Origin of the sequence: Streptomyces sp. NPDC048338 (assembly GCF_043201055.1) — a bacterium.
In the GTDB taxonomy this organism is placed as follows: Bacteria; Actinomycetota; Actinomycetes; order Streptomycetales; family Streptomycetaceae; genus Streptomyces.
The window spans coordinates 1-18,315 of the sequence record NZ_JBICYQ010000002.1 but is presented as its reverse complement, the minus strand read 5'-3'; the positions used below and the strand labels follow the sequence as shown (position 1 = coordinate 18,315).

The following is an 18,315-nucleotide window of genomic DNA, read 5'->3' as shown; positions in this document are numbered from 1 at the left end:
GGGCCGGACGGCCTCCCGTCGGGCCCCGGAGCCCGGCTGCTCCGGGGCTCCGGCGCGGCTTCGGGGCCGGCCCGCGGTCTACCAGGCCACGGGCAGGCGCTCCGGGATGCGCTTCATGAAGCGCGTGCGCCACACGAGCTGGTCGACGGGCACGGCGAGCTGCAGGTCGGGCATCCGGTCCAGCAGCACTTCGAGGGCGATCTCGGTGTGCCTCTTCCCGAGCGCGGTCGCCGGGCAGTAGTGGCCGCCGCCGCCGAAGGACAGGTGCGCCGACGCGTTCGGCCGGTCGAGGTCCACGGTGTGCGGATCGGCGAACACCTCCGGGTCCGTGTTGGCGGCCTCGACGAGGACGAGGACGAGCTCCCCCTTCCGCACCTCCACGTCACCCAGCCGCACGTCCTCGGTGGCGAGGCGGGGCAGTCCGTCGGCGATGGAGAGGTTGATCCGCAGGAGTTCGTCCACGGCGGCGGGGATCCTCTCCGGCTCCTCGCGCAGCCGTGCCCAGACATCGGGGTGCTGGAGCAGCGAGAAGATCGCCATCGTGAGGAAGCCCATGGTGGAGATGACGCCGGCGCCGAAGAAGGTCACGCCGACGGTGGCCAGCATCTCGTCGGTGAGATGGGCGTAGTCGGGGTCCGCGCGCAGCGCGGCGAGTTCGGCCATGAGACCGGTGGTCGCCGGGTCGTCGAGCCGCTCGACCATGTAGGCGATGTCCCGGTCCCAGTTGAGCCGCGCGCCGGTGACGGGGCAGGCCGAGTTCATGAAGGCGATGTCGAGACTGGCGGCGAGGCGCGGCGCGTCCGCCTCGGGTATGCCGAGGATCCGGCAGTGGAGGTGCTCCGCGTAGGGGTTGGCGAAACGGCCCCGCAGGTCGGCCGGCGGGCCGTAGGCGACGAGTCCGTCGACCAGTGCGGTGGCCTCCCGGCGCATCCAGTCGGTCAGGTCGCCCGCCTTGGGGTTGATCGCCTTGAGCACGGCCTTGCGGAGTCCCGCCCCGGTGATGTTGCCCATGTTGTTGACCACCTCGGGCGGGATGGTCAGCGCGTACTGCCGGGGGACGCCGGGCGCCGAGGTGTCCTTCAGACTGAACCGCGGGTCCTCGAGCACCTGCTTGCACAGCGGGTACGACGACACCAGCCAGGCCGGATCACCGGCGATGGTGCGGACCCGCTTGACCGGCTCGTGGCGCAGGGCCTCGATCTCGGGCGGAAGACGGTCGCCACGCGGGGAGAAGGGGAAGTCGGTCAGTACGTCAGTGGTCATGGTGGTCTCCGTCGCTCGGCGTGACGATGGCGTGGCCCTGGTTGCGGGAGGCACGCAGGCCGGAACCGCGGGAGTAGAGCAGTTCGGCCATCGGCAGGAGCTGGTGGTAGCAGTTCAGGGAGGAGGGGACACCGAGGACGGCGGGGGTGTCCAGGAAGAGCGGGGCCTCGGCGCAGACGTACCGGAGGCACACCTCGCGCTGGCGGGCGGTCGGCGCCTGCCCGTCGAGGACCTTGGAGGAGAGGAAGGACTCGACGAGTCCGTCGCAGGCCGCGAGGAAGTCCGCGTCCGTGGCGAGCAGGTCGTCGAGGTGCTTGCGCAGGAAGCGGTAGGCGGGGAGGTCGAGCAGCGCGGACATCGGGCGTCCGCGGAGCCGCTCCCCGCCGGGGTCCAGGCCGGCGACGGCGTTGTTCACCTTGGCACGTACGCCGCGGAGGTTCTTGACCGCTTTGCGGCGGGCCTCGTCGGGCGGATAGCCGAGGGCCTCGTACATGTCGTCGACGTGCAGGTCCGTGTAGATGAGGTCGACCTGCTCGAAGTTGCGCAGTCCCCAGGCGGCGAGGTCGGCGACGCGCTGTGCCGAGAAGTAGCTGTTTCCCGGGGAGACGCCGATGACGGTGTGGGCGCCTTCGAGGTGGATCACTTGGCAGTGTCGCGTGTACGGCTGGACCTTGAAGCTGTCGGTCGCTGTCGTCAAGTGAGGAGATGTCCTTCGGGCCGCTAGTCCCGTGGGGCCTCGTGCCCCTGGTGTGGCGGCGACGGCATGAAGTTACCGGCGATCTTCACAGAGTGACGATTTCAGCAGCGAGGTGGCGTGAAATCAGCGACATGTGACGGGAATTGACCCCTAACGACTGTTTGGGATGATCCGTCCCTGGGCAGGGAGCCTCGCCGCGCGAGCCGGCGGAGGCCGGCTCGCGCGAACCTCCGGACAGGCTCGGCGGCGGGTCGGGGCACTCCGATCCGCCGCGGACCCCGGCGTCAGGTCCGGCCCTGCCCAGTCAGGTCAGGTCAGGTCAGGTCAGGTCAGGAGCAGTTGCCCGCTCCCACCGCCGTGCTCCTGGTACTCCCCCGGATAGGCGCGGTCGAGCACTCCCACCATCCGCGGGGAGGACAGCCGGAGCTGGATCATGTCGCGGACGGCCGGCCACTCCTCGTCGAGGACCGAGTAGAAGGCCGTGTCCCGCACCACGCCGTCCAGGCCACGGGAATGAGCTCGGCGGACGCCCTCGCACGTGGCCCCGAGCCGTTCGATGGCGGCGCGCGAGCGGAGGTTCCGGGCGTCGGCCCGCATCGTCACGCGCCGGACGCCCCAGGTCTCGAAGGCGTGCCGGAGCATGAGCAGCTTCGACTCGGCGTTGATCCCCGACCCTCGCGTCTCGGCGGAGATCCAGGTGTTGCCGATCTCGACGGCGTCCGGCACGGAGGTGAGCGGGTCACCGTGCGGCACGCCGGTGGTCGGCGGCCACACCAGCGGGCCGCGCCAGTAATCGAGTTCGAGGAAGCGGGTGGACCCCACCACGCGTCCGTCCGCCGTGCTCACCATGGCGAACGGCAGCGCCCTGCCCGCCGCCTGATCGGTCAGGGCGCGGGCGATGTAGTCGCACGACGCGTCCAGGCCGTCGGGCACCGGTGTGTAGGCATAGGCGGCACGGTCCAGCGCGCCGGCCCACGCGAGGCCCTCGGCATGGCGCATGGCCAGCGGTTCCAGGCGCACGGTGCGCCCGGCAAGGACAACAGGTACTGGCACGGAACCTCGGGTCTTTCACGCGCAGGGGTCATCCCGGCCGATGCCCGGCACGGAACGGGGGAGGTGGTCGCCCGGATGCCGAGCGCCCTGCCGGATCCACAAACAGGCAGGTGAGACGCTTCCGCACCAGTGCGAAGGAGGACAGTATGCAGCCCCGGCGGCTCCCAGAACAGAACCTGAAACGAAGCCGAGGACACGGCTTCGTGAATGCCCGGAACGAGCCCCGATCCGACGTCTCACCAAGTGGACGATCTTGTCCGGCAGGCGACTGGGGTCATGTGCCACCGCCTCTCCGAAGCGGACCTCACAGCACCTCTGACCTGCATTGATGATGCCGAGCAGGTCGGCCGGCACGTCGGCGGGCAGAGCGGCGAGCGAGGCGGACCCAAGGGAGGCGACTACGCCGTTCGGGGTTCACGGAAGCATGCCTTCCGCCCCCGGGATCAACCCGTCCGGCCGGGTCCTCGCGAGCCCGGCAAGATCGGAAAGACACCCCCTGGGGCCCACCGGGCCATGGCCGGACCGCACGGCCTACACTCCGCTCCATGAAGATCGTTCCTGTGGGCGTCGCCGAGGACCTGGCCCCCACCGGCGTGCTCCGGGCGTCGATCAACCTGGGCAATCCGGTGCTCGCCCAGGGCACCCCGGCGGAGCCGGCCGGCGTCACCGTCGACCTCGCCCGGGAGATCGGTGCCCGCCTGGGCGTGCCCGTGGAGTTCGTCTGCTTCGACGCGGCACGGAAGTCGTACGAGGCGATGGCGACGGGCCGGGCGGACCTCTGCTTCCTCGCGGTCGAGCCGGCCCGGGAGGCCGACGTCGCCTTCACGGCGCCGTACGTCGTGATCGAGGGGGTCTACGCGGTGCCCCGGGACTCGGCCCTGCGGACCGTCGCCGACGTCGACGCCGAAGGTGTGCGGATCGGGGTCAAGGAGGGGTCGGCCTACGACCTGTTCCTGACCCGCACGCTGCGGCACGCCACCCTGGTGCGCGGGGCGGAGGGCGTGGACGCGTTCCTCGCCGAGGGTCTGGACGTCGCGGCCGGTATCCGGCAGCCGATGACGGAGTTCGTCACGGAGCACCCCGAAGTGCGGCTGATCGAGGACCGGTTCATGCAGATCCGGCAGGCCGTGGGCACGACGGTCGCACGACGTCCGGAGACCGTCCGTTTCCTCCGTGCCGTGGTCGAGGAGCTGAAGGCCTCGGGCTTCGTGGCCGACGCCCTGCGCCGCTCGCACCGGTCCGCGACACTGGTCGCCCCGCCCGCCGGGAACGAACCCCAAGGGCGGCCCCCGCGCTGATCGGCCGCCGGGCCCCTGCCATGCCCGCCGTCCCGTGCCCACCGGGTCGGAGCCCCGGTCCCGTGCCGTCGCCCGCCCCGCCGCGCCGCGGGATGCGCACGGGCGCGAGGACGGGCCGGACGGCTCGCGGCTACTCGAAGCGGCTCGTGTCGCCCGCACCCCGGCGGACGATCTCCACGTCGCCGCCCGAGAAGTCGATCACGGTGGTCGGCTCCGTGCCGCAGTCACCGGAGTCGAGGACGACGTCCACCACGTGGTCGAGTCGTTCCTTGATCTCCCAGCCCTGCGTCAGCGGCTCCTCCTCGTCGGGCAGGAGCAGCGTGCTGGAGAGCAGCGGCTCGCCGAGTTCCTCCAGCAGGGCCTGGACGACGGCGTGGTCGGGGATGCGGACACCGACCGTCTTCTTCTTCGGGTGCAGCAGCTGCCGCGGTACTTCCTTCGTCGCGGGCAGGATGAAGGTGTAGCTGCCGGGCGTCGCCGCCTTCACCGCGCGGAACACGTCGTTGTCGACGTGCACGAACTGGCCCAGCTGCGCGAAGTTCTGGCACACCAGGGTGAAGTGGTGCCGGTCGTCGAGCTTGCGGATCGAACGGATCCGGTCGATCCCGTCACGGCTGCCCAGCCGGCTTCCCAGCGCGTAGCAGGAGTCCGTGGGATACGCGACCAGCGCACCGGAGCGGATGCTGTCGGCCACGCCGCTGATGACGCGCCGCTGAGGGTTCTCGGGATGCACGTCGAAGTATTTCGCCATTGGCCCAGTCTAGTTACCCGGCTCGCGCCGGGCGGGACCGTCGGCTCCCGACCGCTCATGTCGGACGCGGCGTCGGCACGCGGACGAGCGGGGCCGGCCCGGGACGGCGGGCCGGTGCGGGGTGGACAGGACGTGGCGGCGCGGCCGGGGCCGCGACGGCGTCACCGTCGGTCGGACACCGGTCAGGCGGCGGGACGGACGGCGGCGAGCAGCCGCTGGCGCACCACGATCGCGTTGAGCCGGATCGTGTACGGGGCGACGTCGGTCAGTTCCAGGGCGCCCACCCCGGCCTTGTCCAGGCCGACGGTCACGTCGATGCAGAAGGCGATCGCGTACATGTGGTCGCCGGTCTCCTCGTCCTGCAGGGCGAAGAAGAGGTCCCGGTAGTAGGCGGTGCGGTCCGCTCCCTCCTCGTAGTACGACAGGCCCGGTTCGCCCTCCTGCGCGGCGAGCCCGGTGAAGGCGCCGGCGAGCTCCCGCTCGACGGTGTCCCAGAACCCGGCGGCGGCGAACTCCCCGGGGAGCGCCTGCCGCACGGCCTCCTTCAGGGACAGGACCATGACCAGGACGGGGGCGTCCTCCTGGAGTCCCCAGCCGCGGACCGTCTTCACGATGTCGCTGTCCGGGATCGCCGCGGCGGCGTCCCGGATGTCGTCGAAGTCGAAGTTGACCGTGGCGGGCGCGATCGACTCCTGGAACCGCCGCTCGATGCTGCGGGCCTGTTCCAGGTGTTCGGGACCCACCTCGACGACGGTCTTGAACGTGGCGGCCATGACTCCTCCTGTGGCGTGATGGTGATCAAGAGGGGTCAGTATGACGATCCGCGGGACGGGGGGCGACGCCGTCCCGCCGTGCGGGACGGCGGCCTGCTCCCAGGCGCCGTGGAGCCCGGTAGCCGTGGAGCCCGGGAGCCGTGGAGCCCGGGAGCCGTGGAGCCGTCCCGCCGGCCGGTGATCAGCCGCGCACGACGGCCAGTTCGCCGCGGTCCGGCGCCCCCGTGCCGCCGGCCGTGCCGGACCCGCGCCCACCGGCCTGCCCCGCCCCACGGACGGGTTCGTCCAGGTCGACCAGCCGGCGCCGGTCGAGCGGGGACTCCCGCCGGTCCAGACGCTCCTCCAGGAGCACGCGGGCGGTGTCGCTCTGGCCTCCCTGCACCAGCGCGTAGAGCAGCGTCTCCTCGACCACCTCGCGTTGTGCGGCGCTGCCTCCCACCCGCCGCAGGGAGGGCAGCAGGTCGCGGAGTTCGCGTACCGCCGCGGTCCACCGTTCCTCCAGCACGGCCTCCAGGGCGCGGCAGAGCGGGACGACGACCTCCCGTTGGACGGCGTCGGCGCCCGCGGCGTGCGTACGGAGCCGGCGCAGCGCGGGCAGGTCCCCGGCCGCGGTGAGGGCGACGGCGCCGTGCAGGGCGGTGAACGCCGTCGCGGGCCGTTCGACCAGGTCGCGGGAGACCGCGTCCAGCACCCCGTCGACGGGCACGCGCCCCGTCCAGTTCCGGGACATGTGGGCCCGCCACAGCAGCGATCCCGAGTCCACCAGCGCCCGGACCCCGCTCACCTGCCTCGGCGCGAGCTGGGAGTGCCAACGGCGGCGGACGGCCGCCGCGTCGTCCAGGGCGAGTTCGTGCAGGGCCACGTGCCAGGAGAAGTGCGCGCGGTTCACGGCGCCGCGCCCCTGGCCGCCGATCCACCCGTCGAGCCAGTCGCGGCCGACGCGGTGGTCGCCGGACTCGTAGTGGACGTGGGCCAGGGCGTGCACGGCGTGGCCCGACGCGGGCTCCGCGGCGAGGGCGACCCGGGCGAGGGCACCGGCCTCGTCGATGCGCCCCTGTTCCTGGCGGAGGAAGGCGAGCAGCGAGGTGTGGAACCAGTGGCCGTCGTACGCCGGCGCGGTCCGTTCGACCAGCCGTTGCGCCAGCGTGCCGTCGAGGTCGCCGACGCCGGCGAAGGCGATCGTCGGCACCGCGATGCTGAGCGCGAAGGCGTCGCCGGGATAGCGGTCCAGGTGGTCGATGAGCGCCGTGTCACCGTCGCGGTCGGCGCCGGCGTCGGTCGCCGCGTGCGAGGCGACGCGGCGGGTGACGACGTCGACGAAGGAGCGCTCCCGTTCGTCGCCGCGTTCCCGCACACTGCGCTGGGCGTCGGCGAGTTCCCGGGCGACGTCGACGTCCGCACCGGACTCGTGGCCGAGCAGGGCGAGCGCCGCGTGCCCGAGGGCGAAGCCGGGGTCCAGTTCGGTGGCACGCGCGAACGCCTCGGCCGCCTTCGCCCGCACGGTGACGACCCGGGCGAGGCCGCTGCGGAAGGACGACGCCGCGGCGGCGTGCGTGGACAGCGGCAGGCCGAACTGGTCCGTGGGCCGGCGGCGGGTGGCCCGTTGCGCGGGGGTGAGCGGCGCGAGGACGGCCTCGGCGACCTCCTTGGCCTGGGCGCGGATCTCCGGGATGGCGGTGGTCTCCCACAGTTCGCCGCGGCGGGGCGAGCCGAGGGTGTAGAGCTGCCGCCCGGCGCGCCCCCGGACGTCGACGAGGCGGCCGGCGTCCGTGGCCACCCCGATGCCCAGCGGGCCGGGCGCGGCGAGGCCGTCGGCCAGCAGTCCGCTCCAGAGCGGGTCGCCGGCGCCCTCGGCCCGCAGGCCCGGGCCCGTGCAGTCCACGACCCACGCGACGCGCAGTTCCCGGCCGTCGGCGAGCCCGACGGCGAGGCCGCCCTCGGCGGTGGGCGTGGCGGAGGCGATCCGTCCGGCGTGCACGCGCAGCCGCCGGGCGGACCGCAGCCGGGCGACGGTCTCCGCGGTGGCCGGTGCCATCCGGTGCCGGTGCACGTTCCACCGGGTGGCGTCGCGGCCGAGGAACTCGGCCCGTTCCTCGTCCCCGAGGCCCTGCCACAGCCCGGCGATCCGGGGCCGGAGACCGTCGAGGGCGGGCCGCCAGTCACCGTGGTCGCGCAGGCAGGCCGCGAAGTGGCGGCGCAGGGCCGTACGGAGCCGGTTGAGCGGCAGGTCCTCCAGCCCCGGGGGCGGGGGCACCGGCGGCAGCGGGGCGACGGCGTGCGGCCGGGGCAGCAGCCCGCTGCGGGACACGGCGTGCACCGTACGGCCGGGCCGGTCCAGGACGAGGGCGAGGTCGACCGCGGTGAGTCCGGTGCCGACGAGCAGGACGTCGTCGCCCTCCCCCACCGCGTCGAGCGCGCCCGGCGCCCACGGACGCCCGACGAAGCGCTCCGAGGAGGTGAGCCCGGCGGGTGCCCAGCCGGCTCCGCCGGCGGCTGGACCCGTCGCCAGGACCACGCTGTCGGCGGTCACCGTGCCCCCGTCGGCGAGGGCGAGCGTGACGCGTCCGTCGGCGGCCTCGGTGCAGCGCGTCGCCCTGGTCCGCAGCCGCCGCACGGCGACCGTGCCGTGGGCGGTGATGATGGCCCGCCCGAGGGTGTCGGCCAGGTAGGAGCCGAACCGGTACCGGGAGGCGAAGTCGGTGGCGTCGACGGCCGATTCGCCGTGCCGGCAGAGCCAGCGCAGGAAGTGGCCGGGGTCGTCCGGATAGCAGCTCATGCCGCCGACCGGGACGTTCAGCCGGTGCTCGGGGACCTCGGTGGCGTACGCGGTGCCCCGGCCCGCTTCCGCGGCCGGGTCGATGAGCAGCAGGTCGAGCGGGGTGCGCCGGCGGGCGGCCGCCTCGCACAGCTGGACGGCGACGAGCGCTCCTGCCGCGCCGGCGCCGACGACTGCCACGGTCGATCGCGGATGAGCGGTCACCACGGGTACCTCCGAGCAAAGGCGGGTCAGGGGTGGGACGGACTGCCGAGGGTCGTGCGCCGACGGGTGCGACCCTGCGGGCCGCCGAGCGGATCGCGCTCGTGCCCGGCGTCGGCCGCCGGGCGAAGTTCACTATGTCGATGAACAATGTGCAGTGACAACCCCGCCTCGCCGACAACGCGCGCATCCCGGAATGACGTTGGCGAGAAAGCGCGCATCGGCCGCGCACGGGTGGAGGAACCGGGCGTCCGCGGAAGGACGCGTTCGCGCCGACCGTGAGACATTGAGCCGGTGAGGATCTCAGCAAGAACGGACTACGCGGTCCGGGCGATGGCCGAACTGGCCTGCTCCCCGGACCGTCCCCTCAAGGCGGAGGACATCGCGGCCCGCCAGGACATCCCCGTCCGCTTCCTCTTCGTCGTCCTCAGCGAGTTGCGCCAGGCGCGGCTGGTCCGGAGCGCGCGCGGCCCGGAGGGCGGCTACAGCCTCAGCCGCCCCGCCGGCGAGATCACCCTCGCGGACGTCATCCGCGCGATGGACGGCCCCCTCGTCAGCGTGCGCGACCTGAAACTGACGGGCCTGGAGTACCAGGGCGCCGCGGCGCCGATGCCGGACGTGTGGCGCGCGGTCCGCGCGAGCCTGCGCCAGGTCCTGGAGGGCACGACACTCTCCGACCTGGCAGCGGGAACGCTGCCCGAGCTCGTCCGGGACCGGGCCCGGGAGTACACCGACGACGTACGGCTCTATCCCTGAGGTCCCCTGACGACACCACGGGCGCGAGCCCCGGCGCCCCCTGCCCCCTCGCGCGCCGGTCCCCCTGTACACGGTCCGCCGGGTCGGAGATCCTTCGGAGCGTGACTTCTTCGCAGAGCGATCCCACCTGGCCCCGGAACATCAGCGTCGTCACCCTCTTCGCCGAGGACCTCGAGGCCACGAAGAGCTTCTACGAGGAGGTCTTCGGGCTTCCGGTGACCTTCGAGGACGAGGACTCGGCGGTGTTCGGCTTCGGGAACATCCTCGTCAACCTGCTGAAGATCCCGGCCGCGGGCGAGCTGATCGAGCCCGCCCGGGTCGCCGGTCCGGCGGCCGGGGCACGCCTCCAACTCACGCTCCCGGTCGACGACGTGGACGCGATGTGCAAGCAGCTGACGGCCCGCGGGGTGACGTTGCTGAACGGCCCGGTGGACCGCCCCTGGGGTGTCCGGACCGCCAGCTTCCAGGACCCCGCCGGTCACATCTGGGAGATCGCACGGTGACCGCTGCCACCGCGCCGGACGTCGAGGTCCGGGCGCTCCTGTCCGCCCTCGCGTCCCAGCGCCGCCACGTCCTCGGCATCATCGACGGCCTGGACGAGCGGGCCCTGCGGCAGCCGGCCCTGCCGTCCGGCTGGACGTGTCTGGGTCTCGTGCAGCACCTCGCGCTCGACGTGGAGCGGTTCTGGTTCGGTGCGGTGGTCGCGGGTGACAAGAAGGTGATCGCGGCGCTGGACGACGCGGCCGACGCCTGGCAGGTGGCTCCCGGCGTCTCCGCACCGGAGGTGCTCGACCGCTACCGCGCGGAGACGACGCTCGCCGACGCGGTGGCCGAACAGCTGCCGCCGGACACTCCGTTGGCGTGGTGGCCGCATCACCTCTTCGGCGATCCCCATCTCCACAGCCTGCGGGACGTGCTGCTGCACGTCATCACCGAAACGGCCTGCCACGCGGGCCACTTGGACGCGGCCCGCGAGCTCCTCGACGGCCGGCGGTGGCTGGTCCTCCCCTGAGACCGCGCCCGGGATCCGCCGGTCCGTGAGGGAGGCGAGGGCATACGTCCGCGGGCACCCCGGCCTTCCTTCGGTACGTGGGCGGGCGGCCCGGCGTCGGATGCCGTCCGCGCGGGGAGGGGTCGGGCTCCCGGTCGTCCGGGACGACGGCGGCCCTGCCGTCCCGGACGGTCAGCAGGTGGCAGCCGTGCTCCCCGGGGAACGGGGGCGCCGGCGTCGCACTCGTCGCGGCCCGCGCGATCCGGCACCCGACGTGCGGGGACGCCTTCGCGGCAGGCGTCACGACGAGTCGGGTGCACTCCCCCGGGCGGGTTCCCTGGACACCTGGTGATCCGGCCCGCCGGCCGGGGCGGCGGCACGCAGCGCCGCTTCGACCCGGCGGTTGCCGGTCATGGACGCCGTGACGGCCGTCATCGCCAGGAGGAGGACGGCGGCTGCGTAGAGCGGGGTGCGGATGTCGTAGGCGGTGGCCAGCCAGCCGCCGAGGAAGGCCCCGACGGGGGCGGCGCACATGGCCAGCATGCGGGAGGTGGAGGCGACCCTGCCCATGAGGTGGGCCGGGACGATCGCCTGCCGGAGGGAGGGCCCGAGCACCATCGTGGCGCCCATGCCGGCCCCGCAGACGGCGAGCGCCGACCCGGCCACGTACGGGTTCGGGGCAGCGGCAAGGCCCAGGACGGCCAGCCCTTCGACTGCGGCCGTGCAGGTCAGCGCAGTGCCGGTGCCGAGTCGTCGGCCGAGGGAGGAGGCGATGCCCGCGCCGAGCAGACCGCCGGTGGCCTCCGCCGTCAGGAGCAGACCGAAGCCGAAGGTGTCGATGCCGAGGCGTTCGTGCGCGAAGAGGGCGAGGACGGTCTCCACGGCGAGGAAGGCGACGTTCCCGACCGCCGGGCGGAGCGCGAGCCCGAGCAGCAACCGGTCCCGGAAGACGTACGAGGCACCGGCCCGCGCCTGCCGGAGCAGCGACTCACGGGCCTCCGGTACGGGCCGGGGCATGGCGGGCAGCGTACGTACCAGCAGTGCGGACACCAGGAACGACACCGCGTCGGCGAGCAGCGGAACCGCCCGCCCGAGCGCGAGCAGCGCACTGCCGGCAGGCGGCCCCGCGAAGCCGGACATGGCGGTCTGGGCGCCGCGCAAGCGGGAGTTGGCGCGCTCCAGGAGTGCGGGGTCGCGGCCGAGCAGATCCGGCAGATAGGCCGTGGCGGCCGTGTCGAAGAACAGCCCGCCGAGGCCGAGCACGAAGGCGACGGCCGCCAGCAGCGGGATGCTCAGCACGTCGAGCGCGGCCGCTGCCGCCGGTATCGCGAGCAGCACCGCACGCGCAGCGTCCGTGACCCACATCGTGCGCCGGCGGTCCCAGCGGTCCACCAGCGCACCGCCGAGCACCCCGAAGAGCAGCCACGGCAGTGTCCCGGCGGCCGTGACGACGGCCAGCGCCATCGGATCCCGCGTCAACGTCAACGCGATCAGCGGCAGCGCGGCATGTGACACCCCGTCACCGAGCGAGGACACCGTCTGCGCGGTCCACAGGCGTCCGAACCCGGTCGGCAACTTCGCCATGTCTGACGTCACTTGGCGCCCCCCTCGGCCTGCTCGCGCGATGCCGGGTGGAAGAGTGCGAAGACGAGTGACGCGTCCGGCAACGACGGATCGGACAGCTCCCGGTACTCGTCGGCCAATGCCTGCAGCCGCGCCCCCAGCTCCGTGAACTGCTCCTCCGTGAGCCGCAGATGCGCCATCCCCACGTGTCGCTCGCTGCCCGACGGCGCCGCTTCCAGGTCCGCCACCGCATGGCGCATCAGCACATCCGGGCCCCCTTCGCCCGGATCCGGCAGCACGATCGATCGCGCGGCCATCGCGTAGTACCGCTCGGTGACCCCCCGCACCTTCCGCGTCCGTACCACCTTCACCAGGCCGGCCCGCTCCAGCAGCCGTACGTGATAGCTGGAGCTCCCCTTCGCGAGGCCCACCCGCTCGGCGATCTGCGTGATCGTCGCGGGCTCGAAGCGGAGCACGGCCATGATCCGGTGGCGCGTGAGATTGGAGACGGCGCGCAGCTGCTCGTCCGTGGTGACGTGGAACGCCTCGGGGAGGTCATCGGTAGGCATGACCCAATGGTCAACACTTCTTGACCATTGCGCAAGGGGATTTCGCGCGAACCTCCGGAACCTGCTGCCCGACGCGCGAGCAGTCGTGACGTACCCGGCAGGAACGGGTCACGGGGTGGGCAGTCCGATGCGTCGCAGCCATGCCTCGACTTCGGTGTCGGCGTCTTTGACTTCCTCGCCGCGTACCGCGAGGCCCTCGGCGATAGTTGCGCCGGGGCAGGTGGCGGTGTAGTCGCGTTCGGTGGTGCCCAGGCCACTCATGGCGTAGGTGGTGACCGGGTGAATGGTCTTGCCGCGGAAGTCGAGGGCTTCGGTGAACGTCGTCATGATCATGGGTGCCCGGACGTTCCAGATGGGGCTGGCCAGGAGGATGGTGTCGTAGCCGTCGAGGGAGGGCAGGCGGCCTTCGATAGCCGGTCGGGCGTCGGTGTCCTGCTCTCGGACGTTGCGCTTCACTGTCTCGTCGTAGTCGTGCGGGTAGGGGTCGGCGGCCTGGACGCGGTAGGTGTCGCAGGCGATGCGGCCGGCGATCTTCTCGGCGAGCACCTCGGTGTTGCCGACCTTCAGGTCGGTACGCCCGCCGTAGTAGTAGTTCTCGCCCGGGCGGGAGAAGTAGGCCAGCAGGACTCGTTTCACGTTGCCTCCGGTCGTCACGTCGGACTGGGGGGCGGTGGGGGTGCCGGGCCCCGGTGAGGACGGTGAGCAGCCCGCGAGGTGGGTCGCGGTCAAGGCGGCGGTTGCGGTCAGTAGGGCGCCGCGCAGAACGGTGCGCCGGCCCGGCAGGGCACCGTGGTGCGGTGGCGTGATCATGGTGGGGGGCTCCCGGTGAACCGTGGAAGCCGGGCGGGTGCCCCGGGCATTCGCCTTGAGGGCACCCGCGGCCGGCGAGGGGCAGGGGGTGAGGCGTTCAGCTGTCCAGGCGGCGCCCCGCGAGCCATGTGACCATCTCGGGGTCGCGGTGGTCGAAGAACAGGGAGCTGCCGGTGTCGAGGGTGGCGATCTGGGCCATCTGCTCGTCCGTGAACTCGAAGTCGAAGACGTCGAAGTTCTCGGCCATGCGCTCGGCGCGTACGGACTTGGGGATGGCGATGACGCCGCGCTGGGTGAGCCAGCGCAGGACGACCTGGGCGACGGACTTGTCGTACGCCTTGCCGATCTCGGCGAGCAGCGGGTTGGTGAACAGGTCGTTCTTGCCTTCGGCGAAGCCGCCCCAGGACTGGATCTGCACCCCGTGCTCGCGCATGAGGTCCTGGTAGTCGGCGCGCTGGAAGAAGGGGTGGGTCTCGATCTGGTTGACCTGCGGGGTGATCTCGTTGTTGACGATCAGGTCGATCAGCCGGTCGGGGTAGAAGTTGGCGACGCCGATCGCCCTCGTCAGGCCTTCGCGGTTGAGGGTCTCCATGGCGCGCCACTGGCCGTAGACGTCGCCGAAGGGCTGGTGCATCAGGTAAAGGTCGAGGTGGTCCAGGCCCAGCTTGGTCAGGGACGTCTCGAACGCGCGGCGGGTGTTGTCCTGGGCAGGGGCGTCCTGGACCCACAGCTTGGTGGTGACGAACAGGTCCTCGCGCGGGATGCCGCTGGCCTTGATGGCGCGGCCGACGGCTACTTCGTTTCCGTAGGCGGCGGCGGTGTCCAGCAGGCGGTAGCCGGCGGCCAGGGCCTCGGAGACGGCGCGCTCGGTGTCCTCGGCGGGGATCTGGTAGACGCCGAAGCCGAGGAGCGGCATCTCGACGCCGTTGTTGAGGGTGACGGTCTGCATGAGCGTGACGTCCTTCACTGGAGGGCGGGGGCAGGTGGTCAGGGGCGGAGGAGGGCCTTGAGGACCTGGCGGTCGGCCATGGCCCGGTAGGCGTCCGGTGCCCGGTCGAGGGTGAATTCCTGGTCGAAGACACGGCCGGGGGTGATCGTGCCGTCCAGGACGTCGGGCAGCAGCTGTTCGACGTAGGCGCGGGCGGGGCTGGCGCCGCCGGTCAGGGTGATGTTGCGCATGAACTCGGCCGGGCCGATCGGTCCCTGTTCGTACTGGGGGACGCCCAGGCGGCTGATGGTGCCGCCGTCCAGGACCGCCCCGAGCGCGGTGTCGAGGGCCTGGCGGGTGCCGACGGCCTCGATGACCTTGTCCACCCCGCCGGTCAGCTCACGGATCCGGGCGATGCCCTCCTCGACGCGCTCGGCGACCACATCGGTGGCGCCGAACTCACGGCCCAGGCCGGTGCGGGCTTCGTGGCGGCCGGCGAGCACGATCCGCTCGGCCCCGAGCCGCTTGGCGGCGATCACCGCGCACAGACCGACCGCGCCGTCCCCGACCACCAGCACCGCATCCCCGCGGCCGACGCCGGCGGTGACGGCGCCGTGGTGGCCGGTGGTCATCACGTCGGACAGCGCGAGCAGCGACGGCAGCAGCGCGGAGTCGGCGGCCACCGGCAGCTTCACCAGGGTGCCTTCCGCGTGCGGGACGCGTACGGCTTCGCCCTGGCCACCATCGACACCGTCGAAGCCGTACCGGCCGCCGTTGCGGCAGGAGATGTGCAGGCCCTTGGTGCAGTAGTCGCAGGTGTTGTCGCTGTACGTGAACGGGGCGACGACCAGCTCACCGGCCTTCAGTTCGGTCACGTCCGAACCGGTCTCATCCACCACGCCGAGGAACTCGTGCCCCATCGGGCGGCCGGCGCCTGTGGCAGGCATCGAGGCGTAGGGCCACAGGTCGCTGCCGCACACGCAGGAGGCGACGACGCGCACCACGGCGTCGGTGGGCTGGACGATCTTGGGGTCGGGCCGGTCCTCGACGCGGACGTCACCGGCTCCGTACATCACTGCTGCACGCATGAGGGGCTATTGCTCCAAACGGGGGTGATGCTGGGGGGTGTCAGCGTTCGAGCATCCGGGCCTGGGCTTCGGTGTGGGTGGCGCCGGCGGCGGGCGGCAGGCTGGAGAGCCGGTCGAGCTGCTCGGCGGTGAGCGTGACCGTGTCGGCGGCGGTGTTCTCCTCCACCCGGCTCACGCGCTTGGTGCCGGGGATCGGGGCGATGTCGTCGCCCTGGGCGAGCAGCCAGGCCAGTGCCACCTGCCCGGGCGTGGCATCGGCTTCGTCGGCCAGGGCCTTGACTTCGTCGGCGAGCGCCAGGTTGCGCTGGAAGTTCTCGCCCGTGAAGCGCGGGTTGTCGCGGCGGAAGTCGTTCTCGTCGAACTGGTCGGTGGAGCGCACGGTGCCGGTCAGGAAGCCGCGGCCCAGCGGGGAAAACGGCACCAGGCCGATGTTCAGCTCCCGCAGGACGGGCAGGACGCGGTCCTCGATTCCCCGGGTGAACAGGGAGTACTCGGACTGGACCGCGGTGACGGGCTGGACGGCGTGGGCCCGGCGGATTGTGTCCGGGCCCGCCTCGGAGAGGCCGAAGGCGCGGACCTTGCCCTGGTCGATCAGCTCCTTCACGGCGCCGGCGGTCTCCTCGATCGGCGTGTTCGGATCGACGCGGTGCTGGTAGTACAGGTCGATGTGGTCGGTGCCCAGTCGCTTCAGGGAGCCCTCGACCGCGGTGCGGATGTTGGCCGGGCTGGAGTCCGGGTTCCACGCGCCGTCGCCGGCGTGCGAGACCAGGCCGAACTTGGTGGCCAGCACCACCTTCTGCCGGCGGCCCTTCAGCGCCCGCCCGAGCAGCTCCTCGTTGGTGTAGGGGCCGTAGATCTCGGCGGTGTCGATCAGCGTGACGCCCAGCTCAAGGGCTCGGTGCACGGTCCGGATCGACTCCGCGTCATCGGTGCCCGAGCCGGTGTATCCGTGGGACATGCCCATCGCGCCCAGCCCGATCCGGGAAACCTCCAGGTCACGCAGCTTGATGTACCGCATCTCGCCCTCTTCCGATCATGGTGTCGCCTGGTCCCTCACTCTTGCCCGGCCCGGCAGGCCGTGCCCGCCGGGCCGGGCGGAGCGAAGAGGCCGGCGTCTTCCTCATTCACCTTCGCCCGGATCGCTCCGGTGTGGCAGGGCGGGCTCTTCGGGGGTAACGACAGGGCCTCCCTCCCGTCTGCACCCCACGTGCCGAGCGGGTGAGACTGGAGCCATGGCATCCCAGAGCGCGAACAGCGAGGGCGCCGAGCTGGGCCGCTACCTGCGCGCCCGCCGCACCCAGACCAGTCCCGAGCACGTCGGCCTCACCGTCGGCGCCGGCATCCGCCGCACCCCCGGCCTGCGCCGCGAAGAGCTGGCCACCCTCGCCGGCATCAGCATCGACTACTACGTGCGCATGGAACGCGGCAAGGAGACCCGCCCCAGCCCCGCCGTCCTCGACTCCCTCGCCCGCGCCCTGCGCATGGACGACCAGGAGCACCAGCACCTGCGCGAGCTCGCCGCCCGCGCCGCCCGCTACGCCCCCGAACCGCCCCCGGCCCCCAGCCGCACCGTGCGCCCCCACCTGAAACTGCTGCTGGAGTCACTGCGGCCGAACCCCGCCTACGTCATCAGCCGCAGCATGGACATGCTGGCCTGGAACCCCGGCGGCCTCGCCCTGTACGCGGGACTGGAGGACTGGCCGGCCAAACACCGCAACCTGGCCCGCTACCTCTTCCTCCACCCGGCCTCGCGCACCCTGTTCACCGACTGGGACCGCCAGATCACCGCCTGCGTCGCCCGCCTGCGCGCCGTCGCCGGAACCGCTCCCGACGCCCCGGACCTGACCAACCTCGTCGGCGAACTCCTCCTCAAGAGCCCCGATTTCGCCCGGCTGTGGGAACGCTACGAGGTCACCGGCCGCAAGCCCGCACAGAAGACCTTCCACCACCCCCGCGTCGGCACCCTCACGCTCACCTCCCAGTCCATGCAGCTGGAAGGCACCCCCGGCCAGCGCATCGGCGTCTACACCGCCGAACCCGGCACCCCCGACCACGACGCCCTGCTCTTGCTCGACATGACCGCGCCCGCAGCCGTGCCCCACCGAGAGGTTCCGCACGCATCGTCCTGACCACCGTTCTCACAAACGGTCCTTCGCGCGCAAGATCAATCACGGGCTGCCGAACCCCGGCCGACTCCGGATTCACTCTCAGAACCCGTTCTCACCCGAAATGCGGGACGGACCCCCTTCTGAGACCTGCATTGCGCGAAAATCCGGGCCCATGACGAACCCTCAGCAGCGCTCCCCAGCCGACCGGCCGGACGCCACCGGCTCACCGGGATTTCCTGTACGCCGACTACTCACACTCGGAGTCTTCCGTCGAAGACCCCATGTCTTCCAGGATCACGCCGCACCCCGACACGTCGCAGCGCCCCTCGCCGGCCCGTGACCGGGTCCGGAACGCAGAAAAGCCCCGCACCATAAGGTGCGGGGCTTTCCCACAATGATTGTTCGGCGGCGTCCTACTCTCCCACAGGGTCCCCCCTGCAGTACCATCGGCGCTGAAAGGCTTAGCTTCCGGGTTCGGAATGTAACCGGGCGTTTCCCTAACGCTATGACCACCGAAACTCTATGAAATAAACAAACTCCAGCCGACAAGGGGCGAGTTCGTTACTTCAGAACTAACACAGTGGACGCGAGCAACTGAGGACAAGCCCTCGGCCTATTAGTACCGGTCAGCTCCACCCATTACTGGGCTTCCACATCCGGCCTATCAACCCAGTCGTCTACTGGGAGCCT

17 protein-coding genes and 2 rRNA genes are annotated in these 18,315 nt (G+C 72.0%); 5 read left to right on the top strand and 14 right to left on the bottom strand.

The window, feature by feature from the left end; all coding sequences use genetic code 11:
* Nucleotides 1-78 precede the first annotated feature (78 nt).
* The 3 genes from ACGFZF_RS04535 to ACGFZF_RS04525 all read right to left on the bottom strand — a co-directional run bounded on the left by ACGFZF_RS04535 (nucleotide 79) and on the right by ACGFZF_RS04525 (nucleotide 3,013).
* Nucleotides 79-1,263, bottom strand: coding sequence for a cytochrome P450 (locus ACGFZF_RS04535; protein WP_393551031.1), 1,185 nt, complete (start codon nucleotides 1,261-1,263; stop codon nucleotides 79-81).
* On the bottom strand, nucleotides 1,253-1,960 hold the full coding sequence (locus tag ACGFZF_RS04530; RefSeq protein ID WP_393551030.1) for a tRNA-dependent cyclodipeptide synthase: 708 nt from the start codon (nucleotides 1,958-1,960) through the stop codon (nucleotides 1,253-1,255). Before ACGFZF_RS04530 ends, ACGFZF_RS04535 begins: the two co-directional genes overlap by 11 nt.
* A 324-nt stretch (nucleotides 1,961-2,284) precedes the next feature.
* Entirely contained in the window at nucleotides 2,285-3,013 is a 729-nt protein-coding gene (locus ACGFZF_RS04525) for a GNAT family protein (RefSeq protein ID WP_356601675.1), read from the bottom strand.
* Between the two features lie 545 nt (nucleotides 3,014-3,558).
* Between ACGFZF_RS04525 and ACGFZF_RS04520 the strand changes: the two genes are divergently transcribed.
* A complete protein-coding gene (locus ACGFZF_RS04520) occupies nucleotides 3,559-4,311 on the top strand; it encodes a transporter substrate-binding domain-containing protein (protein ID WP_393551029.1) in 753 nt (250 codons plus the stop codon).
* A 130-nt stretch (nucleotides 4,312-4,441) separates the two neighbouring features.
* On the opposite strand, the gene ACGFZF_RS04515 is transcribed toward ACGFZF_RS04520, so the two are convergent.
* The 3 genes from ACGFZF_RS04515 to ACGFZF_RS04505 form a co-directional block, all read right to left on the bottom strand.
* A complete protein-coding gene (locus ACGFZF_RS04515; protein ID WP_356601677.1) occupies nucleotides 4,442-5,062 on the bottom strand; it encodes an L-threonylcarbamoyladenylate synthase in 621 nt (206 codons plus the stop codon).
* A 182-nt stretch (nucleotides 5,063-5,244) separates the two neighbouring features.
* Nucleotides 5,245-5,835, bottom strand: a complete 591-nt coding sequence (locus ACGFZF_RS04510) for a Type-2Aa cytolytic delta-endotoxin (RefSeq protein WP_393551028.1) — start codon at nucleotides 5,833-5,835, stop codon at nucleotides 5,245-5,247.
* Nucleotides 5,836-6,016: 181 nt separating this feature from the next.
* Nucleotides 6,017-8,818, bottom strand: a complete 2,802-nt coding sequence (locus ACGFZF_RS04505; protein ID WP_393551027.1) for an FAD/NAD(P)-binding protein — start codon at nucleotides 8,816-8,818, stop codon at nucleotides 6,017-6,019.
* 288 nt (nucleotides 8,819-9,106) lie between these two features.
* On the opposite strand from ACGFZF_RS04505, the gene ACGFZF_RS04500 reads away from it, so the two are divergent.
* From ACGFZF_RS04500 to ACGFZF_RS04490, 3 genes are all read left to right on the top strand, one after another.
* Nucleotides 9,107-9,568 (top strand): RrF2 family transcriptional regulator, encoded by a 462-nt coding sequence (locus ACGFZF_RS04500; protein ID WP_393551026.1) that lies wholly within the window; start codon nucleotides 9,107-9,109, stop codon nucleotides 9,566-9,568.
* Between the two features lie 101 nt (nucleotides 9,569-9,669).
* Nucleotides 9,670-10,071: a VOC family protein gene (locus ACGFZF_RS04495; RefSeq protein WP_393551025.1), complete on the top strand. Its 402-nt coding sequence runs from the start codon at nucleotides 9,670-9,672 to the stop codon at nucleotides 10,069-10,071.
* Nucleotides 10,068-10,580: a DUF664 domain-containing protein gene (locus tag ACGFZF_RS04490; protein WP_393551024.1), complete on the top strand. Its 513-nt coding sequence runs from the start codon at nucleotides 10,068-10,070 to the stop codon at nucleotides 10,578-10,580. The genes ACGFZF_RS04495 and ACGFZF_RS04490 overlap by 4 nt, the downstream gene beginning before the upstream one ends.
* A 279-nt stretch (nucleotides 10,581-10,859) precedes the next feature.
* On the opposite strand, the gene ACGFZF_RS04485 is transcribed toward ACGFZF_RS04490, so the two are convergent.
* From ACGFZF_RS04485 to ACGFZF_RS04460, 6 genes are all read right to left on the bottom strand, one after another.
* Nucleotides 10,860-12,134 carry an MFS transporter gene (locus ACGFZF_RS04485; RefSeq protein ID WP_393551775.1) on the bottom strand — a complete coding sequence of 425 codons (1,275 nt, stop codon included), beginning with the start codon at nucleotides 12,132-12,134 and terminating at the stop codon, nucleotides 10,860-10,862.
* Between the two features lie 17 nt (nucleotides 12,135-12,151).
* Entirely contained in the window at nucleotides 12,152-12,691 is a 540-nt protein-coding gene (locus tag ACGFZF_RS04480; protein WP_393551023.1) for an ArsR/SmtB family transcription factor, read from the bottom strand.
* Between the two features lie 108 nt (nucleotides 12,692-12,799).
* Nucleotides 12,800-13,501: a flavodoxin gene (locus ACGFZF_RS04475; protein ID WP_393551022.1), complete on the bottom strand. Its 702-nt coding sequence runs from the start codon at nucleotides 13,499-13,501 to the stop codon at nucleotides 12,800-12,802.
* Between the two features lie 97 nt (nucleotides 13,502-13,598).
* Nucleotides 13,599-14,450 (bottom strand): aldo/keto reductase, encoded by an 852-nt coding sequence (locus ACGFZF_RS04470; protein WP_393551021.1) that lies wholly within the window; start codon nucleotides 14,448-14,450, stop codon nucleotides 13,599-13,601.
* A gap of 38 nt (nucleotides 14,451-14,488) precedes the next feature.
* Nucleotides 14,489-15,517, bottom strand: a complete 1,029-nt coding sequence (locus ACGFZF_RS04465) for a zinc-binding dehydrogenase (RefSeq protein ID WP_393551020.1) — start codon at nucleotides 15,515-15,517, stop codon at nucleotides 14,489-14,491.
* Nucleotides 15,518-15,557: 40 nt separating this feature from the next.
* Nucleotides 15,558-16,535, bottom strand: a complete 978-nt coding sequence (locus ACGFZF_RS04460) for an aldo/keto reductase (protein WP_393551019.1) — start codon at nucleotides 16,533-16,535, stop codon at nucleotides 15,558-15,560.
* 214 nt (nucleotides 16,536-16,749) lie between these two features.
* Between ACGFZF_RS04460 and ACGFZF_RS04455 the strand changes: the two genes are divergently transcribed.
* On the top strand, nucleotides 16,750-17,646 hold the full coding sequence (locus ACGFZF_RS04455; RefSeq protein ID WP_393551018.1) for a helix-turn-helix transcriptional regulator: 897 nt from the start codon (nucleotides 16,750-16,752) through the stop codon (nucleotides 17,644-17,646).
* Nucleotides 17,647-18,025: 379 nt separating this feature from the next.
* On the opposite strand, the gene rrf is transcribed toward ACGFZF_RS04455, so the two are convergent.
* Together rrf and ACGFZF_RS04445 are read right to left on the bottom strand one after the other, a co-directional pair.
* Nucleotides 18,026-18,142, bottom strand: a 5S ribosomal RNA gene (gene rrf, locus ACGFZF_RS04450).
* A gap of 79 nt (nucleotides 18,143-18,221) precedes the next feature.
* Nucleotides 18,222-18,315, bottom strand: a 23S ribosomal RNA gene (locus ACGFZF_RS04445); the annotation flags it as partial.

What these genes read in the sequence shown, in the direction of transcription:
- ACGFZF_RS04465 (WP_393551020.1), bottom strand. Translation starts at nt 15,517, where the DNA reads ATGCGTGCAGCAGTGATGTACGGAGCCGGTGACGTCCGCGTCGAGGAC.
- ACGFZF_RS04510 (WP_393551028.1), bottom strand. Translation starts at nt 5,835, where the DNA reads ATGGCCGCCACGTTCAAGACCGTCGTCGAGGTGGGTCCCGAACACCTG.
- ACGFZF_RS04455 (WP_393551018.1), top strand. Translation starts at nt 16,750, where the DNA reads ATGGCATCCCAGAGCGCGAACAGCGAGGGCGCCGAGCTGGGCCGCTAC.
- ACGFZF_RS04535 (WP_393551031.1), bottom strand. Translation starts at nt 1,263, where the DNA reads ATGACCACTGACGTACTGACCGACTTCCCCTTCTCCCCGCGTGGCGAC.
- ACGFZF_RS04480 (WP_393551023.1), bottom strand. Translation starts at nt 12,691, where the DNA reads ATGCCTACCGATGACCTCCCCGAGGCGTTCCACGTCACCACGGACGAG.
- ACGFZF_RS04460 (WP_393551019.1), bottom strand. Translation starts at nt 16,535, where the DNA reads ATGCGGTACATCAAGCTGCGTGACCTGGAGGTTTCCCGGATCGGGCTG.
- ACGFZF_RS04475 (WP_393551022.1), bottom strand. Translation starts at nt 13,501, where the DNA reads ATGATCACGCCACCGCACCACGGTGCCCTGCCGGGCCGGCGCACCGTT.
- ACGFZF_RS04515 (WP_356601677.1), bottom strand. Translation starts at nt 5,062, where the DNA reads ATGGCGAAATACTTCGACGTGCATCCCGAGAACCCTCAGCGGCGCGTC.
- ACGFZF_RS04470 (WP_393551021.1), bottom strand. Translation starts at nt 14,450, where the DNA reads ATGCAGACCGTCACCCTCAACAACGGCGTCGAGATGCCGCTCCTCGGC.
- ACGFZF_RS04520 (WP_393551029.1), top strand. Translation starts at nt 3,559, where the DNA reads ATGAAGATCGTTCCTGTGGGCGTCGCCGAGGACCTGGCCCCCACCGGC.